The following is a 17870-nucleotide window of genomic DNA, read 5'->3' on the forward strand; positions in this document are numbered from 1 at the left end:
AAGTGTTTGCCCAGCTTTTTTTTACGGACAATAATTTGAACTCTTTATCAATAGTTAGTCGGACAGTTAAGGCAGAGAATGCTTTGGCGAATAAGATCCGAATGAAAAGCGTTATAAAAGGGGGAGCAGCTATTTGAATTATAGTTTTACAGAGACGCCTTTGGCGTATCAATTTTCTTTTTATGGAATATTAGGGGACCCCTCTTAAACTAATTCCAAAAGCCTTGGAAGCCCTATCTATTGTCGATATTAGGCGATTATGGTAAACTAACTTCATTAATCAAATTAAAAAAGGAATTAGGACGAATGCGGAAAAAAATGTACAAAGCTAAGAAACATTGGGTAATTGCCAGTGCGGCTGCCCTGACTGTGTTGGGGATAAGTGGTTTAGTCTCTGCTGATGAAACCGGTGATGTTCCAGCTGGTTCGGCAAGAGAGGTTGCTCCAGTGGATCAATCCGTGACAACCGATACTGATGCTAGCCAGCAAGAACAAGCCAACCAAGCTCATCAAGCAGCTCTGGCCAATTCTGAGGCAACCAGTGTTTCAGAAGCAGTTCCGACCAATCAGCAGTCTACGTCTGAGATAGATTCAAGTCAAGCTAATTCAGAAAGCCAAGCGACATCAGAAGTATCCACTAATCAGCTTGCTTCAGAGGCAGGTACTGTTCAGGCTGATCAAATTCAACCTGTTTCAGGTCCGGCGACTGATACAACAGTTGTTCGAGCGAGCGTTTCTACAACAGTCAGTCGGGCTAGCGCCGCCAATCAAGCTTCGTCTCAAGTGACGACTGCCTCTGTATCTGGTCAAATGATGACGATTCAATATAATCGTCCAATGGCTAAAGATGAGGTTATTTATTTTGCGGTTTGGACCGAAAAGAATGATCAAGATGATATGGTTTGGTATACTGCTAATGATAAAGGTGCTGCCTATATAGATCTTGCTAAACATCGCTCTTATGGGAAATATATTATTCATACCTATTCTAAAATTGGAGAACATTTTGTAGGTCGAAATGCAACAAGCACTGAGGTTAATCCTCCTCAAATTTCTACTAAGATTGTACCAAACTCAGATGGGACTTATAGTTTAACGGTCAATAATGTTTCTGATGATATTACCGATCTTTTGGTGCCAGTTTGGTCAGATAAAAATGATCAAGATGATATTGCTTGGTATCATGCTGAAAAGACAGGTACTACTAGCTACAGCTTAAGGATCAATCCATCTAATCATCACAATGATTTAGGGCATTATAGTGTTCATATATATGGACAAAGTTCTATTACAGGTGGCTTGGTAGGCTTAGCAGCTACTTCTGGCTTTGATAAAAAAGAGACTGCTGATGCCATCAAGGTTGCTCCGCAAAATAATGTTACAGCTAGCTTGGATACAAATGGTATTAAACTTCACCTAGATTCAAATGAGGTAGCAAACCTCAGCAATATTTATTTTGCTGTTTGGTCTCAAACTGGAGATCAGGACGATGTCCATTGGTATCAAGCTGACAGCAGTTTCTCAGCATTAGCCCCTTATACTAATCATTCTGGTTACGGAACTTATCATATTCATACTTACGCAAATAAGGATGGAAAATTTGTTGGTATCAATACCACTACGATAGATGTCCCTTCACCGACTGCTTCAGCTAACATTAGCAAGCAAGATGATGTAACTTATAGGGTTACAGTTGATAAAGTGCCAAGTTACATAACATCGGTTCTAGTTCCTGTCTGGACTGAAAAAAATGATCAGGATGATATTGTATGGTACGACACAACTAAAAATGCCGATGGCAGTTATACTGGACTCATTAAGCTGAAGAATCATAATTTTGAATCAGGGAAATACCTTGTTCATCTGTATGGCTACTCAAGCCTTGATGGTGGGCGTTTAATTGGCTTATCAGCTGCTGATTTTTCTGTAGCAGATGCAGTTACGCCAGCCGAAGTTTGGCCAACCGTTAGGGATCATAACGCTGAACAGGGGACTATGAGAGTTATTCTCAATGAAACAGATCATTCTAAAAAAGCTAAAAGCATGGATGTTGCAGTGTGGTCAGAAGAAAACCAAACTAATATTCATTGGTATAGTGCAGATGTCAATAATGGTGTTGCCAGTGTAGATATCAATCAAAGTAACCACGGAAATATTAAGGGCAGCTACACCGTCCACGTCTATGTTAACTACCAAGATGGTAGCCGGACTGGCTTCAATTTAGGGCAGTATGATTTAAATAAAGCAAGAGCCAATCGTTACTTTATCGACGTCAGCAGCTATAATGACAACATTTCTGTTGAAAGTTATCGTTCGCTCAAGGCGCGTGGAATCACAGGAGTTGTGGTTAAACTGACTGAAGGAAATTCTTACATTAACCCTTATGCAGCTCGTCAGATTACTAATGCAAGAGCGGCTGGGCTCAAGGTTTCTGCTTATCATTTTGCCCGCTACACTAATGCGGATGAGGCCAGAAGCGAAGCAGCCTTCTTTGTCAATGTGGCTAAGTCTTATGGCCTGACTGCAGGAACTGCTATGGTTGATGATATTGAAGCAAGTGAGGTTCGGGCCAATGTCAATGAAAATACTGCGGTTTGGACCCAAACCATGAAGAGTATGGGCTATAATAACCTGATTTACTATACTATGGCCAGCTGGCTAGACACCCGAGGTGGTAGTTTCTCAACAGGCCAAGTTGGTATGGAAAATATGTGGGTAGCCCATTATGTCAATGGTTACAATCAAATGTCTGAAGAAGAAGCTGCCAATGATAATCTTTATAGCAATGCGGCAGCTTGGCAATATACCAGTGTTTCCAAAGCTTTGGGGGCCAATGTTGACCAAAGTATTGACTATACAGGTCGGTTGAGTTAAAACTTATTGAATAAAAGGGGGTTGGCAAAGTTTTTCCAATCTCCTTTTTAGTGTTCAAACCCAACAAGAAGGTATGAAAAATTCTTCCAAGTTTTTTCGGTTAGAATGGGAAATCTCTTCTTTTTATGGTAAAATGTACTGGTATGGAGGGGCCGCTATGATAAAGATATTTGGAAAAGTTAGATATCACTGGCAGCCGGAATTATCTTGGTCCATTATTTATTGGTCCATCACTTTTATTCCGATTTTTATTGCCATGTCATTATTCTATGAAAGGGCTTCTGTCCCAAGGACAGGATTGACCTTTATTGCCATCTTCATGATTTTTGTCGGTCTGGGATTTCACCGCTACTTTGTGATTGGTGAGGATAATAAACTTTGGATTATTTCCCTTAACTTTTTAAAACCACTCAAGGTTGATATTGCAAGCATCAAGCGGATTGAGGTGACACGAACAACTCTGGCCCTCATTTTTACGAATGGCAAGTCCCGGCTGTTTTATATGCGTAAGTGGCCTAAGAAATATTTCTTAGATGACCTAGCACTGAATCCAGCTTTCAAGGGAGAAGTGGAGCTGCTTGACCATTCGGATAGTTTGGATTATTTCAAGCTTTATCAAAATGATAAAAAAGAAAAGCCCTCGCTTAGGAATCAATCCTGAGGGCTTTCGTTGGACAAGATTTAACAGCTAAAAGGTTAGCTTGTGTGTCTGGCAGCATGCGTTCGAGCTTGTTGCTGTCAGCGAATTTGACAATACCGTCATCGTGGTAATCGAAGGCGGCAGAATAAGTTTGGCAGAGCCCGCAGGCAATGCATTTTTCTGGAATAATTGAGACTTTCATAGTATTATTTTAGTACGTATTGATTAATTTTACAAGGATGAGGGAGGACAGCATGTCTAAAAAACCATGGGAAACACCGATCAAAGAAGAAGTTGAAGAGCTTGAAGAAGTAAACGAAGCTGAAGAATTTGACAATGTCGAAGATGCGGAAATCAGGGATGTTGGTGATAAAGCGGAGGCGGCAGCAGTTGAGGATGATGAGGATGACGATATTGTTATTGGGCGACATCGTTCTGGCGGTAGCCGCTCGGTCAGTAGTCAAAATCGTAGTTCCTTTGTCAGCACTCCAGTTTTGACTATTTTACTCAGTGTCTTCTTTGTGGTTGTAGTTGCTATTCTTTTCTTTGTCTTTTACACGTCAAACGGCGGCAGCAATGAAACTAAGGAAACTTCAAGTTTTTATGGTGCTTCTAAATCAAGTGCTAAACAAGAATCAAGCTCTGAGCAGCCTTCTAGTTCAGAAGCTGATACCCAAGAGAGTACAGAGGCGTCATCCAGTAGCGAATCTTCTTCGTCATCGTCTGCCTCTGGTGATGGTGAAACTATTACTGTTCAACCGGGTGAAGGTGAAGCGGCTATTGCAGCGCGTGCAGGAATCTCTGTTGACAAACTTAGAGAGCTTAATCCTGAACACATGACTCAAGGATACTGGTATGCTAATCCGGGTGATGAGGTACACGTAAACTAAGATGAAAACAATTAGAATTGCTATCGACGGTCCGGCTTCCAGTGGTAAGAGCACTGTTGCTAAGATTCTCGCCAAGAAATTGGGGTATACTTACTTAGATACAGGGGCCATGTATCGTTGTGCCACCTACTTGGCACTCAAACATGGTATTGATTTGGAGCAGGTTGATGCCTTATTAAAATTGCTTGACCGCTATCCGATTGCTTTTGGCAAAGCAGCTGATGGCAGTCAAACCGTCAGTCTGAGTAGTGAGGATGTTACGCTGGCTATCCGTCAAAATGATGTGACCAACCATGTTTCAGCTGTCTCAGCTATCCCTCAAGTTCGTGAAAAATTGGTTGATGAGCAGCGCCGAATCGCTGCGAGTGGGGCTATTATTATGGATGGCCGTGACATTGGGACAGTTGTCCTGCCTGATGCTGAGTTAAAGATCTTTTTGGTTGCTTCTGTTGAAGAACGGGCTGAGCGCCGCTTCAAAGAGAATCAAGAAAAAGGAATTGTAACTGATTTTGAGCAGCTCAAACAAGAAATTGCGGATCGGGATTACAAGGACAGCCACCGCAAGGTTTCTCCGCTGAAGGCAGCTGATGATGCCATTACCTTTGATACGACTGGGGTATCAATTGATGGTGTGGTTGATTTTATTTCAGAAAAAGCAGAGAAAATTATTGACAGAGGTTAGTCGACATGTTATACTGCTAACAATGAGGAAAGCAGAAGTGAGAGCTTCTCGCCTTGCGACTAACGTTGTCTGGCTCTACATGTCAAGTTTCATTTCCATGAAATATTACTGTAGTGCGGGCTTGCGTTGGCAAGTCCGCTTTCGTTTTTCTCTAAAAAAATGAAGAGGTGAAAATCATCGCAAAAAAAGATTTATTCATAAATGATGAAATTCGCGTTCGGGAAGTTCGCCTTGTGGGACTTGATGGAGAACAACTTGGAATCAAACCCCTGTCTGAAGCTCAAGCAGCGGCTGATGATGCTAATGTTGATCTCGTCTTGATCCAACCGCAGGCAACTCCACCAGTTGCTAAGATTATGGACTATGGAAAGTTCAAGTTTGAGTATCAAAAGAAACAAAAGGAGCAGCGCAAGAAACAAAGCACTGTTACTGTTAAGGAGATTCGTCTCAGTCCCGTTATTGATAAGGGTGACTTTGAAACCAAGCTCCGAAACGGCCGTAAGTTCTTGCAAAAGGGCAACAAGGTTAAGGTTTCTATCCGTTTTCGTGGACGGATGATTACTCACAAGGATATTGGTGCACAAGTCTTAGCTGACTTCGCTGAAGCGACGCAAGATATCGCTATCATTGAGCAACGCGCTAAGATGGACGGCCGCCAAATGTTCATGCAGTTGGCGCCAATCCCTGATAAGAAAAAATAAGGGATTTATCAGTCATTAAACTTAAAGAGGAGAAATTAAAATGCCAAAACAAAAAACACACCGCGCATCAGCTAAACGTTTTAAACGTACAAGTTCAGGCGGATTGAAACGCTTCCGTGCCTACACTTCACACCGCTTCCACGGTAAGACTAAAAAACAACGTCGTCATCTTCGTAAGGCAGCTATGGTGCATTCAGGAGATTTCAAACGTATCAAAGCAATGCTGTCTCAAATGAAATAAGGCATTTAGTCAAAGCAATTAAGAAGAATATTTGGAGGAAAATATAAATGGCTCGTGTTAAAGGTGGCGTTGTTTCTCGCAAACGCCGTAAACGTGTACTTAAATTAGCTAAAGGTTATTATGGTGCTAAGCATATCTTGTTCCGTACGGCAAAAGAACAAGTAATGAATTCTTACTACTATGCTTACCGTGACCGCCGTCAAAGAAAACGTGATTTCCGTAAATTGTGGATTACACGTATCAATGCGGCAGCTCGTATGAACGGTTTATCCTATTCACAATTGATGCATGGTTTGAAATTGGCAGAAGTTGAAGTTAACCGCAAAATGTTGGCAGACTTAGCTGTTAACGATGCAGCAGCTTTCACAGCACTCGCTGATGCAGCTAAAGCAAAACTTGGTAAATAAAAATGAGAAATGGGCCTAGTGCTCATTTTTTATTTTTAAAATATAAAGGATATAAATGACTTCAGTTAGTTGTTAATTGAAATAAAATCATCCAGATAGTCCATGCAATGACTGTAAAGATATAGGTTTTGTACTTCAATGGCTTACTGTAGTAAGTAAACAAAATCTGCATTGGGCCAACAGCATAGCCGCTCAATCTGATATATAAATTTGGATTCAAGTTAGATAAAGCAATCGTTAATATACCAAGAGATAAGTCTGATAAATGCAGTCTAGAATATATTTGCAATAAAGCCTTAGGTAATTCAGACTCTTTCAGTGCTTTAAGACCATTAACCGGATAGATACTATTTCCAATAATTAACACAGTACCTATCCAAGCAAAGATGCAGTATATCAAGCTAACACTAATTATTGCGAGCATAAAATAGTCGTCCTGCCTATGGTATAGTACGAAAGAAATGATAGAGCCACTAAATAAAAATGCTGTGATGGCTAATAACTCATCACAAAATTTGAGCAGTTTATCATGTGATTTGATCCAATGTACAGGGTCTGTTAAAAATAAGTCTGATTGTGAAAGGTGTGCTAAGAGTATTCTTGAGAGGCTTAACATTAATGTCGATAGCATTGGAATTAGCAGTCTGTTCATGGTCATAATCTCCTATCGGGTTGATAATGCTATTATATCAAAGTTTTGATGAGTCCTTGGTGGAGTTTTGTATGATTGAGGAGGCTGAGCCATCATGGCTGTCTGTCCCACTCTCATCATTTAGAAAATTGCCTTAATGTAATTACATTAGGTTCTTATTTGCTTGACGATTTATTTTTTAAGCACGCTTCGAGAAAGACAGGAATTGATACAATTTTTAGATAGGGAGCAATGGCAGTTAGTTGTCTGGAAACATCTCGTTTTGAATTTTAATGCTGAAATTTTGGTTTGCCTTTTGTCATAGATTATGGACAGCCCCTTGAAGCTCGGGACTAATTGCCCTATAATAGTAGATGTTGGAATGGAGGACAAATGTGAATAAACAATCGTATCGCTTTTGGGGGATCTTGCTCTGTTTAGTAGCTTTATTAGGAATAATAGTGTACCGACATAGTGCTATTAAGAAGGATTTAACCCGAGCAGCTGAGTCTGAGAAAATTTTTAGTAAAAAGCAAGGATCTGTAGTGGCAGTTAAGAAGCAAGATACTTGGCTTTATTATCCTTGTAATGATAAAGGAAAAGCTTATGCTGGACTAAAAGAAACTATAAATAAAGCAGCTGAAACGGCTAAGGATGGCGATTATCGATTTGTTGGCATGGCTTGTTCGGACTCTGCTTTAAAAAATGTTCAGCAGGCTAAATTTTATGAACACCCTTACTATAAGCAGGGAGCATCATTGCATAAAGGAAAAAGCAAAGTACTCAGAAGCTTTTTAATCAAGTCGGATAATACGGCTTTGAAACTGACGGATCTACTGTCGCGGACAACAGATTTAAGGGAAGCCTTAACGCCTAAGGTTAAAGCAGCGCTTAAAGCCCAAGGAATCAGTAAGAAGCAGCAGGCTAAGGTCTTGACTGTCTTTAAAAAAGAGAAACTGTCAAAGATAGCTTTTAGCTACAGTCAGTCTCAGTTAGTTTTATCTATCGGTGGTCAAAAGGTTATGATTGCTATTACTAGCCTTTACGATATTCTCAATCCTAATTATCTAAAAGATAAGGATCTGAAAGCCTACCAATCTTATAAACATGGGGCAGGTTTACAGGAGAAGATGTCAGGACACGTTGTTGCTTTGACTTTTGATGATGGTCCTAATCCTATGACAACACCTAAGGTTCTTAAAATTTTGAAGAAATATAAGGCTAAGGCCACCTTCTTTGTTGTCGGCCAAAGCGTTGCTGGTAATGAAGGTATCCTCAAGGAAGAGTTGAAAGACGGTCATGATATTGGGAACCACTCTTGGAATCATCCCCAATTGAATAAACTACCGGTTAATCAAGCCTCTTCGCAAATTACCCAAACAAGTCAGGCGATCGAAAAGGCAACAGGTCAGGCGCCTAAACTCTTACGTCCGCCTTACGGTGCTACCAACGATAAGGTGCGGAGCTTAACAAATCTCTATCAAGTGCTTTGGGATGTTGATACACTGGATTGGAAAAATCGCAACACACAGGCTATTTTAAGTCAAGTAAAGTCTCAGGTGAAAAATGGCAGCGTTATTCTGATGCATGATATTCACCAGACAACGGTTGATGCTCTTCCGACAGTGCTGGGCTATTTAAGTTCACAGGGGTATAAGTTTGTGACTGTCAGTGAATTGTATGGTTATGTTTAATTTAGATAAGACTTGAGTTTCTCAGGTCTTTTTTCTATCATTTGTCAGGTTTATTGAGCATTTTTAAATTGAAGACACCTGCGGCTCTGTGAAATTAGACTCGCTTTCCCAAAATATTTAGGGATTCTTTGTCAAGCTCCCTAAATTTCTTTGAGTCGCTTAACGGCTTAGTATCTTGTATTAGCTTAGCATCAATTTTTGCCTTGGAACAACTGGAGTTTTTAGAAGAGATTTCCGCATCTCGACTTAGGAAAAATTAGGATTTTGTCTAAAAATGGTTGTCTTTTATGGTAAAATACTAGTATATATTAGCCTTATTATGGGAGTCTTTCATGAAATTAGCAACGAATGTTCAGCATCTTCAGGGAACGATCCGTGTTCCCGGTGATAAATCCATTAGTCATCGTTCCATCATGTTTGGCAGTTTAGCCAAGGGAGTGACGACTGTTCATGATATTTTGCGCGGCGAAGATGTCTTGTCTACTATGCAGGCCTTTCGAGATATGGGGGTTAGAATTGAGGATGATGGTCATGTCGTTACAATCTACGGTGTGGGCTTCCATGGTCTCAAAGCACCAATGAACCAACTTAATATGGGTAATTCTGGAACTTCCATCCGTTTGATTTCAGGTGTTTTAGCCGGCCAAGACTTTTCTGCTGAATTGTATGGTGATGACAGCCTGTCTAAGCGTCCCATGGATCGGATTTCGATTCCCCTGCGTCAGATGGGGGTGGAGATTTCTGGTCAAACGAAGCGAGATTTACCACCTCTAAAAATTCACGGCAGCCACTCACTTAAACCGATTCATTATCAGCTGCCAGTGGCCTCAGCTCAGGTCAAGTCGGCTTTGATTTTTGCGGCTTTACAGGCAGATGGAGAATCCCTTATTATCGAAAAAGAGAAAACCCGCAATCATACTGAAGATATGATTGAGCAGTTCGGCGGTCACTTAGAGATTTCAGGTAAGGAAATTCGTGTTCATGGCTGTCAAAAATTAACTGGTCAGGAGGTTGTTGTTCCCGGAGATATTTCCAGTGCCGCTTTTTGGTTAGTAGCTGGCCTGATTTTGCCTGATTCTAAGATTATTTTGGAAAATGTTGGAATTAATGAAAGCAGAACGGGTATTCTGGATGTCATCAAGGCGATGGGCGGGAAAATTAGTCTCAGTCAAGTGGATCCTGTGGCCAAGTCTGCTACCATTACAGTAGAAAGCTCAGCTTTACAGGGGACGAGCATTTCTGGTGATATCATTCCACGTTTGATTGATGAATTGCCTATCATTGCCTTATTGGCGACGCAGGCTCAAGGGCAGACAGTGATTGCTGATGCGGAAGAGCTCAAGGTTAAAGAGACCGACCGCATTCAAGTAGTAGCAGATGCCCTCAATAGTATGGGAGCTGACATTGAACCGACTGCAGACGGCATGATTATCCGAGGGAAGACTGCTCTGCATGGGTCAAGGATCAATACCCTTGGAGACCATCGGATTGGCATGATGGCAGCTGTCGCAGCTCTCTTGGTCAAAAAAGGAGAGGTCGAGCTGGAGAGAGCGGAGGCTATCAATACTAGTTATCCAGGCTTCTTTGATGATTTGAAAGGATTGATGAATGGCTAAGATTTTAATTGGTTTTATGGGTTCTGGTAAATCTACTATTGCTGGCCTTTTGGATGAAAATTTTATTGATATGGATGCCCTGATTACCGAAAAAATTGGTATGCCGATCGCAGATTTCTTTGCAACTAAAGGAGAAGCGGCCTTTCGTCAAGTTGAAGCTGAAACCTTAGCAGAACTGGCTGATAGCAATTCAGTGATTGCAACAGGCGGCGGTGTGGTTACAAGCCCTGCTAATCGAGATATTTTAGCTCGAAATTCAGAGACTATCTATCTGAAAGCAGACTTTGCTACCCTCTATAATCGGATTGCCAGGGATGAAGCCAATGTTCGTCCGCTCTTTGTCAATAATAGCAAGGAAGAGTTTCAGGCCATCTTTGATGGCCGGCAAGCCCTTTATGAGGAAGCAGCTAATGTTATTATTGATGTTACTAATAAGACACCAGATGAAATTGTTGAGGAAATCAGATGAAGATTGCCTACCTAGGTCCTAGTGGTTCCTTTACCTATAATGCTGCTCTCAAGGCCTTTCCAGAACAAGAATTAGTCCCGTATGCTAATATTACCGATGTGATTAAGGCCTATGAAAATAGTCAGGTTGATTTTGCTATCATCCCAGTGGAAAATTCTATCGAAGGTTCGGTTCATGAGACCTTGGATTACCTTTTCCATCAAGCTGATATTAAGGCTGTGGCAGAGATTGTTCAGCCTATTCAGCAGCAGTTAATGGCTCGTACCGCAGATAGAAACATTGAGAAAATATTTTCTCACCCTCAAGCACTTGCTCAAGGAAAAGCTTATATTCGGGAGCATTATCCTCAGGCAAAAATCGAAGTGACAGCCAGCACGGCCTATGCGGCTCGCTATGTAGCAGAACATCCTGAGCAGTCTTATGCAGCCATTGCTCCTAGCGTAGCAGCGCAGGAATATGGCTTAACCATTATTGGTCAAGATATACAAGAGATTGATGAGAATTATACCCGCTTTTGGATTCTGGGGCAAGAAGCGCCTCAGCTGCCTCTGCAAGCTCAGGTTAGCAAGATTTCTTTAGCCCTTACCTTGCCTGACAATCTACCCGGAGCTCTCTATAAGGCTATGTCAGTCTTTGCTTGGCGGGGTATTGATATGACTAAGATTGAGAGCCGGCCTTTGAAGACGGTTTTGGGAGAATATTTCTTTATCATTGATTTGGACAATTCTTTAAGTGCGCTCGTCGCATTTGCACTGGAGGAATTGCAAGTCCTTGGAATCGACTTTAAGGTACTAGGGGAGTATAATGTTTATAACATTTAAAATCTACAGAATTATCGGATAATAGAGAGAAACTATGGCAAATCATAATCTTACGCATCATGAAGAGTTGCGTTACAACTACTTGATGCGAAACTACCATTATCTATCGCCCAAGGAGCAGGAAGAGTTTAATTATTTAAGAAATAAAGTTGAGGTTTTCAATCAGGCCCAGCGTAGCAGAAGTGCTTATCAATACAGCCAATCGGATTATCAGGAAGAGTCCGATAATTCAAGCCAGTGGTATCAAAATGACGACGCTGATGATGGCTACTATTCAGACTACGATGACGACCTAGATCAGGACGGCTATACTGATCAAGGCTTGCCCCTTTATGATGATGAACATTCCTCATATCAAGCACGTAAGGCGAGGCAAAGATCGCAAAGGACAGTTGAACCGACTGCCTATGATAGTTCTGCCAGACCCTCTCGTCCCAAGAGGCCTAGAAATAATCGCCATTGGGTCAAGAGAACCTTTTTAGCCCTCTTAGGGATTATGTTGCTCATCTTTGCAGGAATGGGCTATAAGTTCTATAAGGGTCTTTCAGCTGTCAATGGAGCCAACAGTAAATATAAACCAGCAATCAAGGAAAAGTTCAATGGTGAGGATACTGAGGATGGTACTAATATCCTGATTCTAGGAAGTGATAAACGGGTTACTCAGGGCTCTACCGATGCGAGAACCGACTCCATTATGGTGGTTAATATCGGCAACAGCGATCACAAGGCTAAGATGGTCAGCTTTATGCGAGATACCCTAATCAATATTGACGGGACCAGTGCTGATAGTTATTCCAATGATCAAAAACTCAATACTGCCTTTAATTTAGGGGAGCAAGACGGTAATCAGGGGGCTGAATATATGCGGCAGGCCCTCAAGGATAATTTTGGTCTCAAGATTAAGTATTATGTTATGCTGGACTTCGAGACCTTCGCTGAAGCTGTTGATACGCTTTTCCCGAATGGGGTTGAAATTAATGCCAAGTTTGCGACCGTTGAAGGAGAAGAAGTTTCAGAGGTTCAAGTGCCCGATGACCTTAATGCCAAGGATGGGGTGACACCTGAGCAGACTATCAAGGTTGGGAAGCAAAAGATGGATGGCCGAACGCTGCTGAATTATGCCCGTTTCCGCCATGATGACGAAGGCGACTTCGGACGGACCAAGCGGCAGCAGCAGGTTATGAAGGCTGTTATCAGCCAGATAAAGAATCCGACCAAACTTTTTACGGGGTCAGAAGCCGTTGGTAAAGTCTTTGCCATGACTTCAACTAATATGCCTTACAGTTTCTTGCTGAAAAATGGGGTGCCCATTATGACAGATGCCTCTAAGGGGATTCAGCAGAAAACCGTACCTGAAAATGGGGACTGGGTTGATGATTATGATATGTATGGCGGTTTAGGCCTATCTATTGATTTTGACCACTATCGTTCCCAACTGAAGAAAATGGGTATGCGGTGATTGGCTCAACTATACTATAATGAGAGTAGGGCAATCATCAGTAGATCGTATGAAATGGCGATTTCGATTTTCCACGCTCTCCTATTTTAAGCCTCAGACCTCTGCTGATCTTTTGTTTTAAGGCGGCAGGCTTTGGCAGTTTATCCTCAGATGCAGGGTTAAGTAGATAGGGCGAGTCTTACTTGCTCTCCCCTATTTTGATAGTTTCCCAGACTGTTGAAGTTATCACTAATATGGCAACTAAAGGGGTTAAGGGATTCCTGAAAATGGGCATGCGCCCTAGATAAAGACTTCCAATTAACTACTTGATGATTACTTCCGTTTAAAACAGTCAAATCGAGTCTGAAATTTTGTCTCAGACTCTTTTTTATAGAAATAGACTAATGATTTAAGAAAAGAGAAAAAATGTTAAATAAAAATGATGTGATTGATGTTGAGATTGTCGATCTAACCCATCAGGGTCAAGGGCTGGCCAAGGTTGATGGTTTGGTTTTCTTTGTGGATAATGCTCTTCCGGGTGAAAAAATCCGCATGCGTATTTTGAAAATCAAAAAGAAAATTGGTTACGGCAAGGTTGAGACTTATTTAGAACTGTCACCTGATCGGGTGCAGAATCTGGATACAGCCTACCTGAGAACTGGGATTGCTGACTTGGGACATCTAGCTTACGACAAGCAGCTGGATTTTAAACGTCAGCAAGTGGTTAATAATCTGACCAAGATTGCTGGAATTAGTGATGTCGAGGTGCTCCCGACACTTGGTATGGATCAGCCCTATGCCTATCGCAACAAAGCGCAGGTACCTGTTCGCAGGGTTCGCGGGCAGCTGGAGACAGGCTTTTTCCGCAAGAATTCTCACGATCTTGTGCCTATCGAGGATTTCTATATTCAGGATAAGGAAATCGATAAGCTTATTGTTTTTGTGCGGGATCTTTTGCGACGCTATGATCTCAAACCTTATGATGAGAAAGAGCAGACAGGTCTTATCCGTAACTTAGTCGTCCGTCGAGGACATTATACAGGTCAGATGATGCTGGTTCTGGTGACGACGCGGTCAAAAATCTTTCGAATTGAGCAAATGATTGAACAGATTACTACTGCCTTTCCAGCAGTCAAATCCATCATCCAAAATATCAATGATAAGGCTACTAATGTCGTTTTGGGTTCAGAATTTCGGACCCTCTACGGTAAAGATACCATTATCGACAGCATGCTGGGGAATCAGTACGAAATTTCAGCTCAGTCCTTCTATCAGGTCAATACGGTCATGGCTGAAAAGCTCTATCAGACAGCTATTGATTTTTCTGAGCTGAGCAAGGAGGATGTCGTTATTGATGCCTATTCAGGTATCGGTACCATTGGCTTATCTGTGGCTAAGCAAGTTAAGCAGGTCTATGGGGTCGAAGTGGTAGCCAAGGCCGTTCAAGATGCTCAAGAAAATGCTCGAGCTAACGGTATCAGTAATGCCGACTATGTCTGTGCCTCGGCCGAGGCGGCTATGGAGGATTGGGTCAAGGCAGGTATCGAGCCGACTGTCCTCCTCGTTGACCCGCCGCGCAAGGGACTGACTGAGAGCTTCATCAAAGCTAGTGTCGCCGTGCAACCAGACAAAATCACCTACGTCTCCTGCAACCCAGCCACCATGGCGCGTGACATCAAGCTTTATGAAGAACTGGGCTATAAGCTTAAAAAAGTGCAGCCTGTGGACCTTTTCCCAAACACACACCACATCGAGTGTGTCGCTTTACTTGAACAATGCCATTAGATTGTCCGCCTTGCTTTCTTGTTTTAAGGCAAGATGCTCAACAGATCCAGTGGATCTGTTGACCCCGAATACCACCATGTTGAGTGCGTAAGTTTGCTAGTCAAGGAGTGGCACGACGAAGAGTAGTAATGACTTCTGCTCCTGAAATAGCTGCCTAAGAGTAGATTTAGTTAGTATGGGTTATGTTAATGATTAATTCTATTTTGATCTGTCAACACTGTTTAATAATACCATTAATAAAATGGAATTTTTATAGATAATATTTATTTGAGGAGATTAAGTCATGGAACACGAAAAATCTTTTAAAAAATCTAAAGGAGAATTGGGGCACCTTATAAAGTATTTGAATGTTTAGTGAAAGAATTAAGAAATGAGTCAATTATTATGCTACATGTTAGTGAGAATGACTTCTTTAAGCTTGGGGATCGTGCTATTGCATCAAGTATTAAAGAAGGGACGCTTGCGGAGGATTTTGATAAGGGAAATCTTGATTCAATATTTACTGATCCAAAAGTAACATCTTCAAAAATGTACAGTGCTTTTATAAACTACTATATTTTAAGACTGACTGCTGTCCTTGAACTATATTTCAAAGATTCTATTAAGCAGTTACTAAAACTAAATATAGATTTGTTAGTAAAAGGTTTTAAGGAGACAGAAAAAGGGAAATCAGAGAAAAATTTGGATAAGAATTATGTCCCGAAAAAGTATTTAAAATATCTAAATAGAATTACAGAACAATATTCTAGCGGAAAAAAATTTTCTGGAAAATATCAAAATTATTCAAAATTTTTGGAGATTGATGAAAATAATACCGATATATTGGATAAATTAGATAATCTGTTTTCTCTGAGAAATGATCTAGCGCATCTTAATAGATTTCCTGCTGAAGATCTTGCTGCAGGAACAAATCCCAGACTAACTACAGTGAGTGGTTTTGAGTATTCTCGAGAGACTTCACTTTCGAAGGAAAATTTTGAGGAAGTTGTAAAAGAACTTTTAGATTTGACGATTAAGGTTTCTAAATTTTTAAAACAAGTTGAACAGACAATTAATTCAAAGTGGAAGCCAGATTACGAAAAAGCGGAGGTCCATTATAAAAAGTTAGTTCAAAAACTTTCGAAGAGTAAAGAATGACGTGACGAAACGATTGGAAACAGCGAGTTGCATTTCAGGTCTTTTCGAGCATTTGACCATCAGCCCCTGAGGGCAGATTTGAGTGTAAAAAATTGGTTTATTACCAAACAATCGCACTCGTCAGAGATTTGACATGGTCAATTGGATAAAAACAGCTTGTGGCTGTGGCTTAGATATCGGGATAGAGTATGCAGGTTAGGCAACTAAACATAACAAAAATCAATCATTTTTGACAGCTTTGATTGGTAGATAATGGGGCAACTTTTTACTACAATTTTCATAAGAATCAAATAAGGAGGTTCTCTTGAAAAAAATAATGAAAATTGTTGGTATAGTTCTGTTGATTATCATTATAGTTGCCATTGTAGCTTTTGGACTTTATTGGTATCGCAATATCCATTGGTATGACAGATATAAGAAAACACTGAATATGGCAGGTGCAGTTGAAAAGCAAGTTACTCTTCCGAGTGGTAATGTCATCAATTATGGTGAAGTGAACAATGATAAACCTGCCCTTCTATTAATCCATGGACAGATGAGTATATGGCAGGACTATGCACTTGTCATGCCTGAATTCAGTAAAAATTGGCATATTTACGCTGTTGATGTTTATGGACACGGGGAATCATCACATGATGAAAGTCTGTATTACCTCGATGTGAATGGTGACGATCTGATCTGGTTTATCAATAATGTCATCGGCAAGCCTACCGTTGTTGCCGGACACTCCAACGGAGCAATCACGGCAGCGTATGTAGCAGCATACGGCGGTCAAAACATAGCTGGAGCAGTGCTGGAAGATCCACCAGTATTTTCTACTGATGGAGAAGGCTGGGAAGACAGCTTTGCTTACAAGGATGCGTATAAGCCTTTGCATGATTACAATGAGTCGGATAAGGCAGAGTGTTGGGAAGCTTATTACCTCCGTCACTGCTACTGGGGTCAGCTATATATGCCGGATGCCATGCCGAAACTTGCTAACTATGCACAAAAGCAACATCAGAAGAACCCTAATAAGGCTGTTCAGATAGGCTTTCTACCAAGTTCGATTTGGTATGTTTTTGGATATGCCAAGAAATATGATTTTGCATACGGTGAACGATTCTATGACCTGAGCTGGAATCACGGTTTGACACACAAAGAAATATTGTCAGCAATAGAAGTTCCCTGTGTCTATATTCATGCAAAGGAGATGGTTCACGAGAATGGAACATATCTGTGTGCAGCATCCCGCGAACAAGCCGAGAGAGCGGTGGCTTATATTGGTGAAAATTGTCAGTTGGTCGAGACTGAAGACAGTAACCATGTGATTCATACTGTTCATAGTGCTTTCTATATTGAAAAGGTAAACTCGCTGCTATCAAAATGAGGACATTATGTTAAAAGAAAATCTTATGATGCTTCGTAATATACATGGCTTTTCGCAGGAAGAAATAGCGGAGAAAATAGATATCCCCGTAGGACTTATGCAAAAAGGGAGAGTGGCGAACTGTCTCGGACATCGAAAAATATAAGCATCTTGCGGATATCCAAGGTGTCATGATTGATAGGCTGATAAAAGCAGAAACGATAGATAGAAAAGAGAACATTCCACCTGCGCCACAAAGAAGCAATATCTGGGACTTGGTGACAATAAATGAATGTGGACAATTTGCAATCCCCAAAAACCGATCGTGAGAGATTCGGTCTTACCAGTGGGCAAAGAAAATGAGGAGAACGATATTTGACAATAGGTGTTTGATTTTCCATGGTTCACGAGTATCTCTAACTGTAACCAAGAAATTTAGTAGCTCATCTATAACAAAATCCTCCACTTTTATTATAGCGAAGGTTAACTTATTTTT

The 17870-nt window shown here is 41.1% G+C and carries 18 protein-coding genes and 1 other annotated feature; of the genes, 16 read left to right on the forward strand and 2 right to left on the reverse strand.

What is annotated here, in order from left to right:
* The first annotated feature begins 306 nt into the window (after positions 1–306).
* Complete coding sequence (locus G7Y32_RS01530) at positions 307–2874, forward strand: GBS Bsp-like repeat-containing protein (protein WP_165209655.1); 2568 nt, start codon at positions 307–309, stop codon at positions 2872–2874.
* A gap of 157 nt (positions 2875–3031) precedes the next feature.
* Positions 3032–3535, forward strand: a complete 504-nt coding sequence (locus G7Y32_RS01535) for an EbsA family protein (RefSeq protein WP_004229273.1) — start codon at positions 3032–3034, stop codon at positions 3533–3535.
* On the opposite strand, the gene G7Y32_RS01540 is transcribed toward G7Y32_RS01535, so the two are convergent.
* Positions 3519–3716: a ferredoxin gene (locus G7Y32_RS01540; protein WP_004228511.1), complete on the reverse strand. Its 198-nt coding sequence runs from the start codon at positions 3714–3716 to the stop codon at positions 3519–3521. The two genes, G7Y32_RS01535 and G7Y32_RS01540, sit on opposite strands and share 17 nt — an antisense overlap.
* A 52-nt stretch (positions 3717–3768) precedes the next feature.
* Here G7Y32_RS01540 and G7Y32_RS01545 point away from each other — a divergent pair, with 52 nt between their 5' ends.
* From G7Y32_RS01545 to rplT, 5 genes are all read left to right on the forward strand, one after another.
* On the forward strand, positions 3769–4404 hold the full coding sequence (locus G7Y32_RS01545; protein WP_165209658.1) for an SAG1386/EF1546 family surface-associated protein: 636 nt from the start codon (positions 3769–3771) through the stop codon (positions 4402–4404).
* A gap of 1 nt (position 4405) precedes the next feature.
* Positions 4406–5086 carry a (d)CMP kinase gene (gene cmk / locus G7Y32_RS01550; RefSeq protein ID WP_165209661.1) on the forward strand — a complete coding sequence of 227 codons (681 nt, stop codon included), beginning with the start codon at positions 4406–4408 and terminating at the stop codon, positions 5084–5086.
* A 23-nt stretch (positions 5087–5109) separates the two neighbouring features.
* Positions 5110–5239 (forward strand) — a sequence feature (ribosomal protein L20 leader region).
* 14 nt (positions 5240–5253) lie between these two features.
* Positions 5254–5787 (forward strand): translation initiation factor IF-3, encoded by a 534-nt coding sequence (infC, locus tag G7Y32_RS01555; protein ID WP_004228388.1) that lies wholly within the window; start codon positions 5254–5256, stop codon positions 5785–5787.
* A 40-nt stretch (positions 5788–5827) separates the two neighbouring features.
* Positions 5828–6028 carry a 50S ribosomal protein L35 gene (gene rpmI, locus G7Y32_RS01560; protein ID WP_004229520.1) on the forward strand — a complete coding sequence of 67 codons (201 nt, stop codon included), beginning with the start codon at positions 5828–5830 and terminating at the stop codon, positions 6026–6028.
* Between the two features lie 47 nt (positions 6029–6075).
* Complete coding sequence (rplT, locus tag G7Y32_RS01565; RefSeq protein WP_165209664.1) at positions 6076–6435, forward strand: 50S ribosomal protein L20; 360 nt, start codon at positions 6076–6078, stop codon at positions 6433–6435.
* A 61-nt stretch (positions 6436–6496) separates the two neighbouring features.
* On the opposite strand, the gene G7Y32_RS01570 is transcribed toward rplT, so the two are convergent.
* Positions 6497–7087, reverse strand: coding sequence for a hypothetical protein (locus G7Y32_RS01570; protein ID WP_165209667.1), 591 nt, complete (start codon positions 7085–7087; stop codon positions 6497–6499).
* Between the two features lie 374 nt (positions 7088–7461).
* Between G7Y32_RS01570 and G7Y32_RS01575 the strand changes: the two genes are divergently transcribed.
* The 9 genes from G7Y32_RS01575 to G7Y32_RS01615 all read left to right on the forward strand — a co-directional run bounded on the left by G7Y32_RS01575 (position 7462) and on the right by G7Y32_RS01615 (position 17540).
* Positions 7462–8760, forward strand: coding sequence for a polysaccharide deacetylase family protein (locus G7Y32_RS01575; RefSeq protein WP_241154244.1), 1299 nt, complete (start codon positions 7462–7464; stop codon positions 8758–8760).
* 332 nt (positions 8761–9092) lie between these two features.
* Complete coding sequence (gene aroA / locus G7Y32_RS01580) at positions 9093–10376, forward strand: 3-phosphoshikimate 1-carboxyvinyltransferase (RefSeq protein ID WP_165209673.1); 1284 nt, start codon at positions 9093–9095, stop codon at positions 10374–10376.
* Entirely contained in the window at positions 10369–10845 is a 477-nt protein-coding gene (locus tag G7Y32_RS01585) for a shikimate kinase (RefSeq protein WP_165209676.1), read from the forward strand. The genes aroA and G7Y32_RS01585 overlap by 8 nt, the downstream gene beginning before the upstream one ends.
* Entirely contained in the window at positions 10842–11666 is an 825-nt protein-coding gene (gene pheA / locus G7Y32_RS01590) for a prephenate dehydratase (RefSeq protein WP_165209679.1), read from the forward strand. The genes G7Y32_RS01585 and pheA overlap by 4 nt, the downstream gene beginning before the upstream one ends.
* Before the next feature lie 34 nt (positions 11667–11700).
* On the forward strand, positions 11701–13125 hold the full coding sequence (locus tag G7Y32_RS01595) for an LCP family protein (RefSeq protein ID WP_165209682.1): 1425 nt from the start codon (positions 11701–11703) through the stop codon (positions 13123–13125).
* Positions 13126–13530: 405 nt separating this feature from the next.
* Positions 13531–14889, forward strand: a complete 1359-nt coding sequence (gene rlmD / locus G7Y32_RS01600) for a 23S rRNA (uracil(1939)-C(5))-methyltransferase RlmD (RefSeq protein WP_165209685.1) — start codon at positions 13531–13533, stop codon at positions 14887–14889.
* Positions 14890–15243: 354 nt separating this feature from the next.
* On the forward strand, positions 15244–16026 hold the full coding sequence (locus tag G7Y32_RS01605; RefSeq protein ID WP_241154187.1) for a HEPN domain-containing protein: 783 nt from the start codon (positions 15244–15246) through the stop codon (positions 16024–16026).
* A gap of 304 nt (positions 16027–16330) precedes the next feature.
* Positions 16331–17395: an alpha/beta fold hydrolase gene (locus G7Y32_RS01610; protein ID WP_241154188.1), complete on the forward strand. Its 1065-nt coding sequence runs from the start codon at positions 16331–16333 to the stop codon at positions 17393–17395.
* Positions 17396–17402: 7 nt separating this feature from the next.
* A complete protein-coding gene (locus tag G7Y32_RS01615) occupies positions 17403–17540 on the forward strand; it encodes a hypothetical protein (protein ID WP_165209689.1) in 138 nt (45 codons plus the stop codon).
* Positions 17541–17870 lie beyond the last annotated feature (330 nt).

Origin of the sequence: Streptococcus tangpeifui, assembly GCF_011038795.1 — a bacterium.
Taxonomy (GTDB): domain Bacteria; phylum Bacillota; class Bacilli; order Lactobacillales; family Streptococcaceae; genus Streptococcus; species Streptococcus tangpeifui.

Excerpts from the sequence above, each read along its gene's own strand:
- G7Y32_RS01530 (WP_165209655.1), top strand. The coding sequence starts at position 307 with ATGCGGAAAAAAATGTACAAAGCTAAGAAACATTGGGTAATTGCCAGT.
- G7Y32_RS01535 (WP_004229273.1), top strand. The coding sequence starts at position 3,032 with ATGATAAAGATATTTGGAAAAGTTAGATATCACTGGCAGCCGGAATTA.
- G7Y32_RS01540 (WP_004228511.1), bottom strand. The coding sequence starts at position 3,716 with ATGAAAGTCTCAATTATTCCAGAAAAATGCATTGCCTGCGGGCTCTGC.
- G7Y32_RS01545 (WP_165209658.1), top strand. The coding sequence starts at position 3,769 with ATGTCTAAAAAACCATGGGAAACACCGATCAAAGAAGAAGTTGAAGAG.
- cmk (WP_165209661.1), top strand. The coding sequence starts at position 4,406 with ATGAAAACAATTAGAATTGCTATCGACGGTCCGGCTTCCAGTGGTAAG.
- rpmI (WP_004229520.1), top strand. The coding sequence starts at position 5,828 with ATGCCAAAACAAAAAACACACCGCGCATCAGCTAAACGTTTTAAACGT.
- rplT (WP_165209664.1), top strand. The coding sequence starts at position 6,076 with ATGGCTCGTGTTAAAGGTGGCGTTGTTTCTCGCAAACGCCGTAAACGT.
- G7Y32_RS01570 (WP_165209667.1), bottom strand. The coding sequence starts at position 7,087 with ATGAACAGACTGCTAATTCCAATGCTATCGACATTAATGTTAAGCCTC.
- aroA (WP_165209673.1), top strand. The coding sequence starts at position 9,093 with ATGAAATTAGCAACGAATGTTCAGCATCTTCAGGGAACGATCCGTGTT.
- G7Y32_RS01585 (WP_165209676.1), top strand. The coding sequence starts at position 10,369 with ATGGCTAAGATTTTAATTGGTTTTATGGGTTCTGGTAAATCTACTATT.
- pheA (WP_165209679.1), top strand. The coding sequence starts at position 10,842 with ATGAAGATTGCCTACCTAGGTCCTAGTGGTTCCTTTACCTATAATGCT.
- G7Y32_RS01595 (WP_165209682.1), top strand. The coding sequence starts at position 11,701 with ATGGCAAATCATAATCTTACGCATCATGAAGAGTTGCGTTACAACTAC.
- rlmD (WP_165209685.1), top strand. The coding sequence starts at position 13,531 with ATGTTAAATAAAAATGATGTGATTGATGTTGAGATTGTCGATCTAACC.
- G7Y32_RS01615 (WP_165209689.1), top strand. The coding sequence starts at position 17,403 with ATGTTAAAAGAAAATCTTATGATGCTTCGTAATATACATGGCTTTTCG.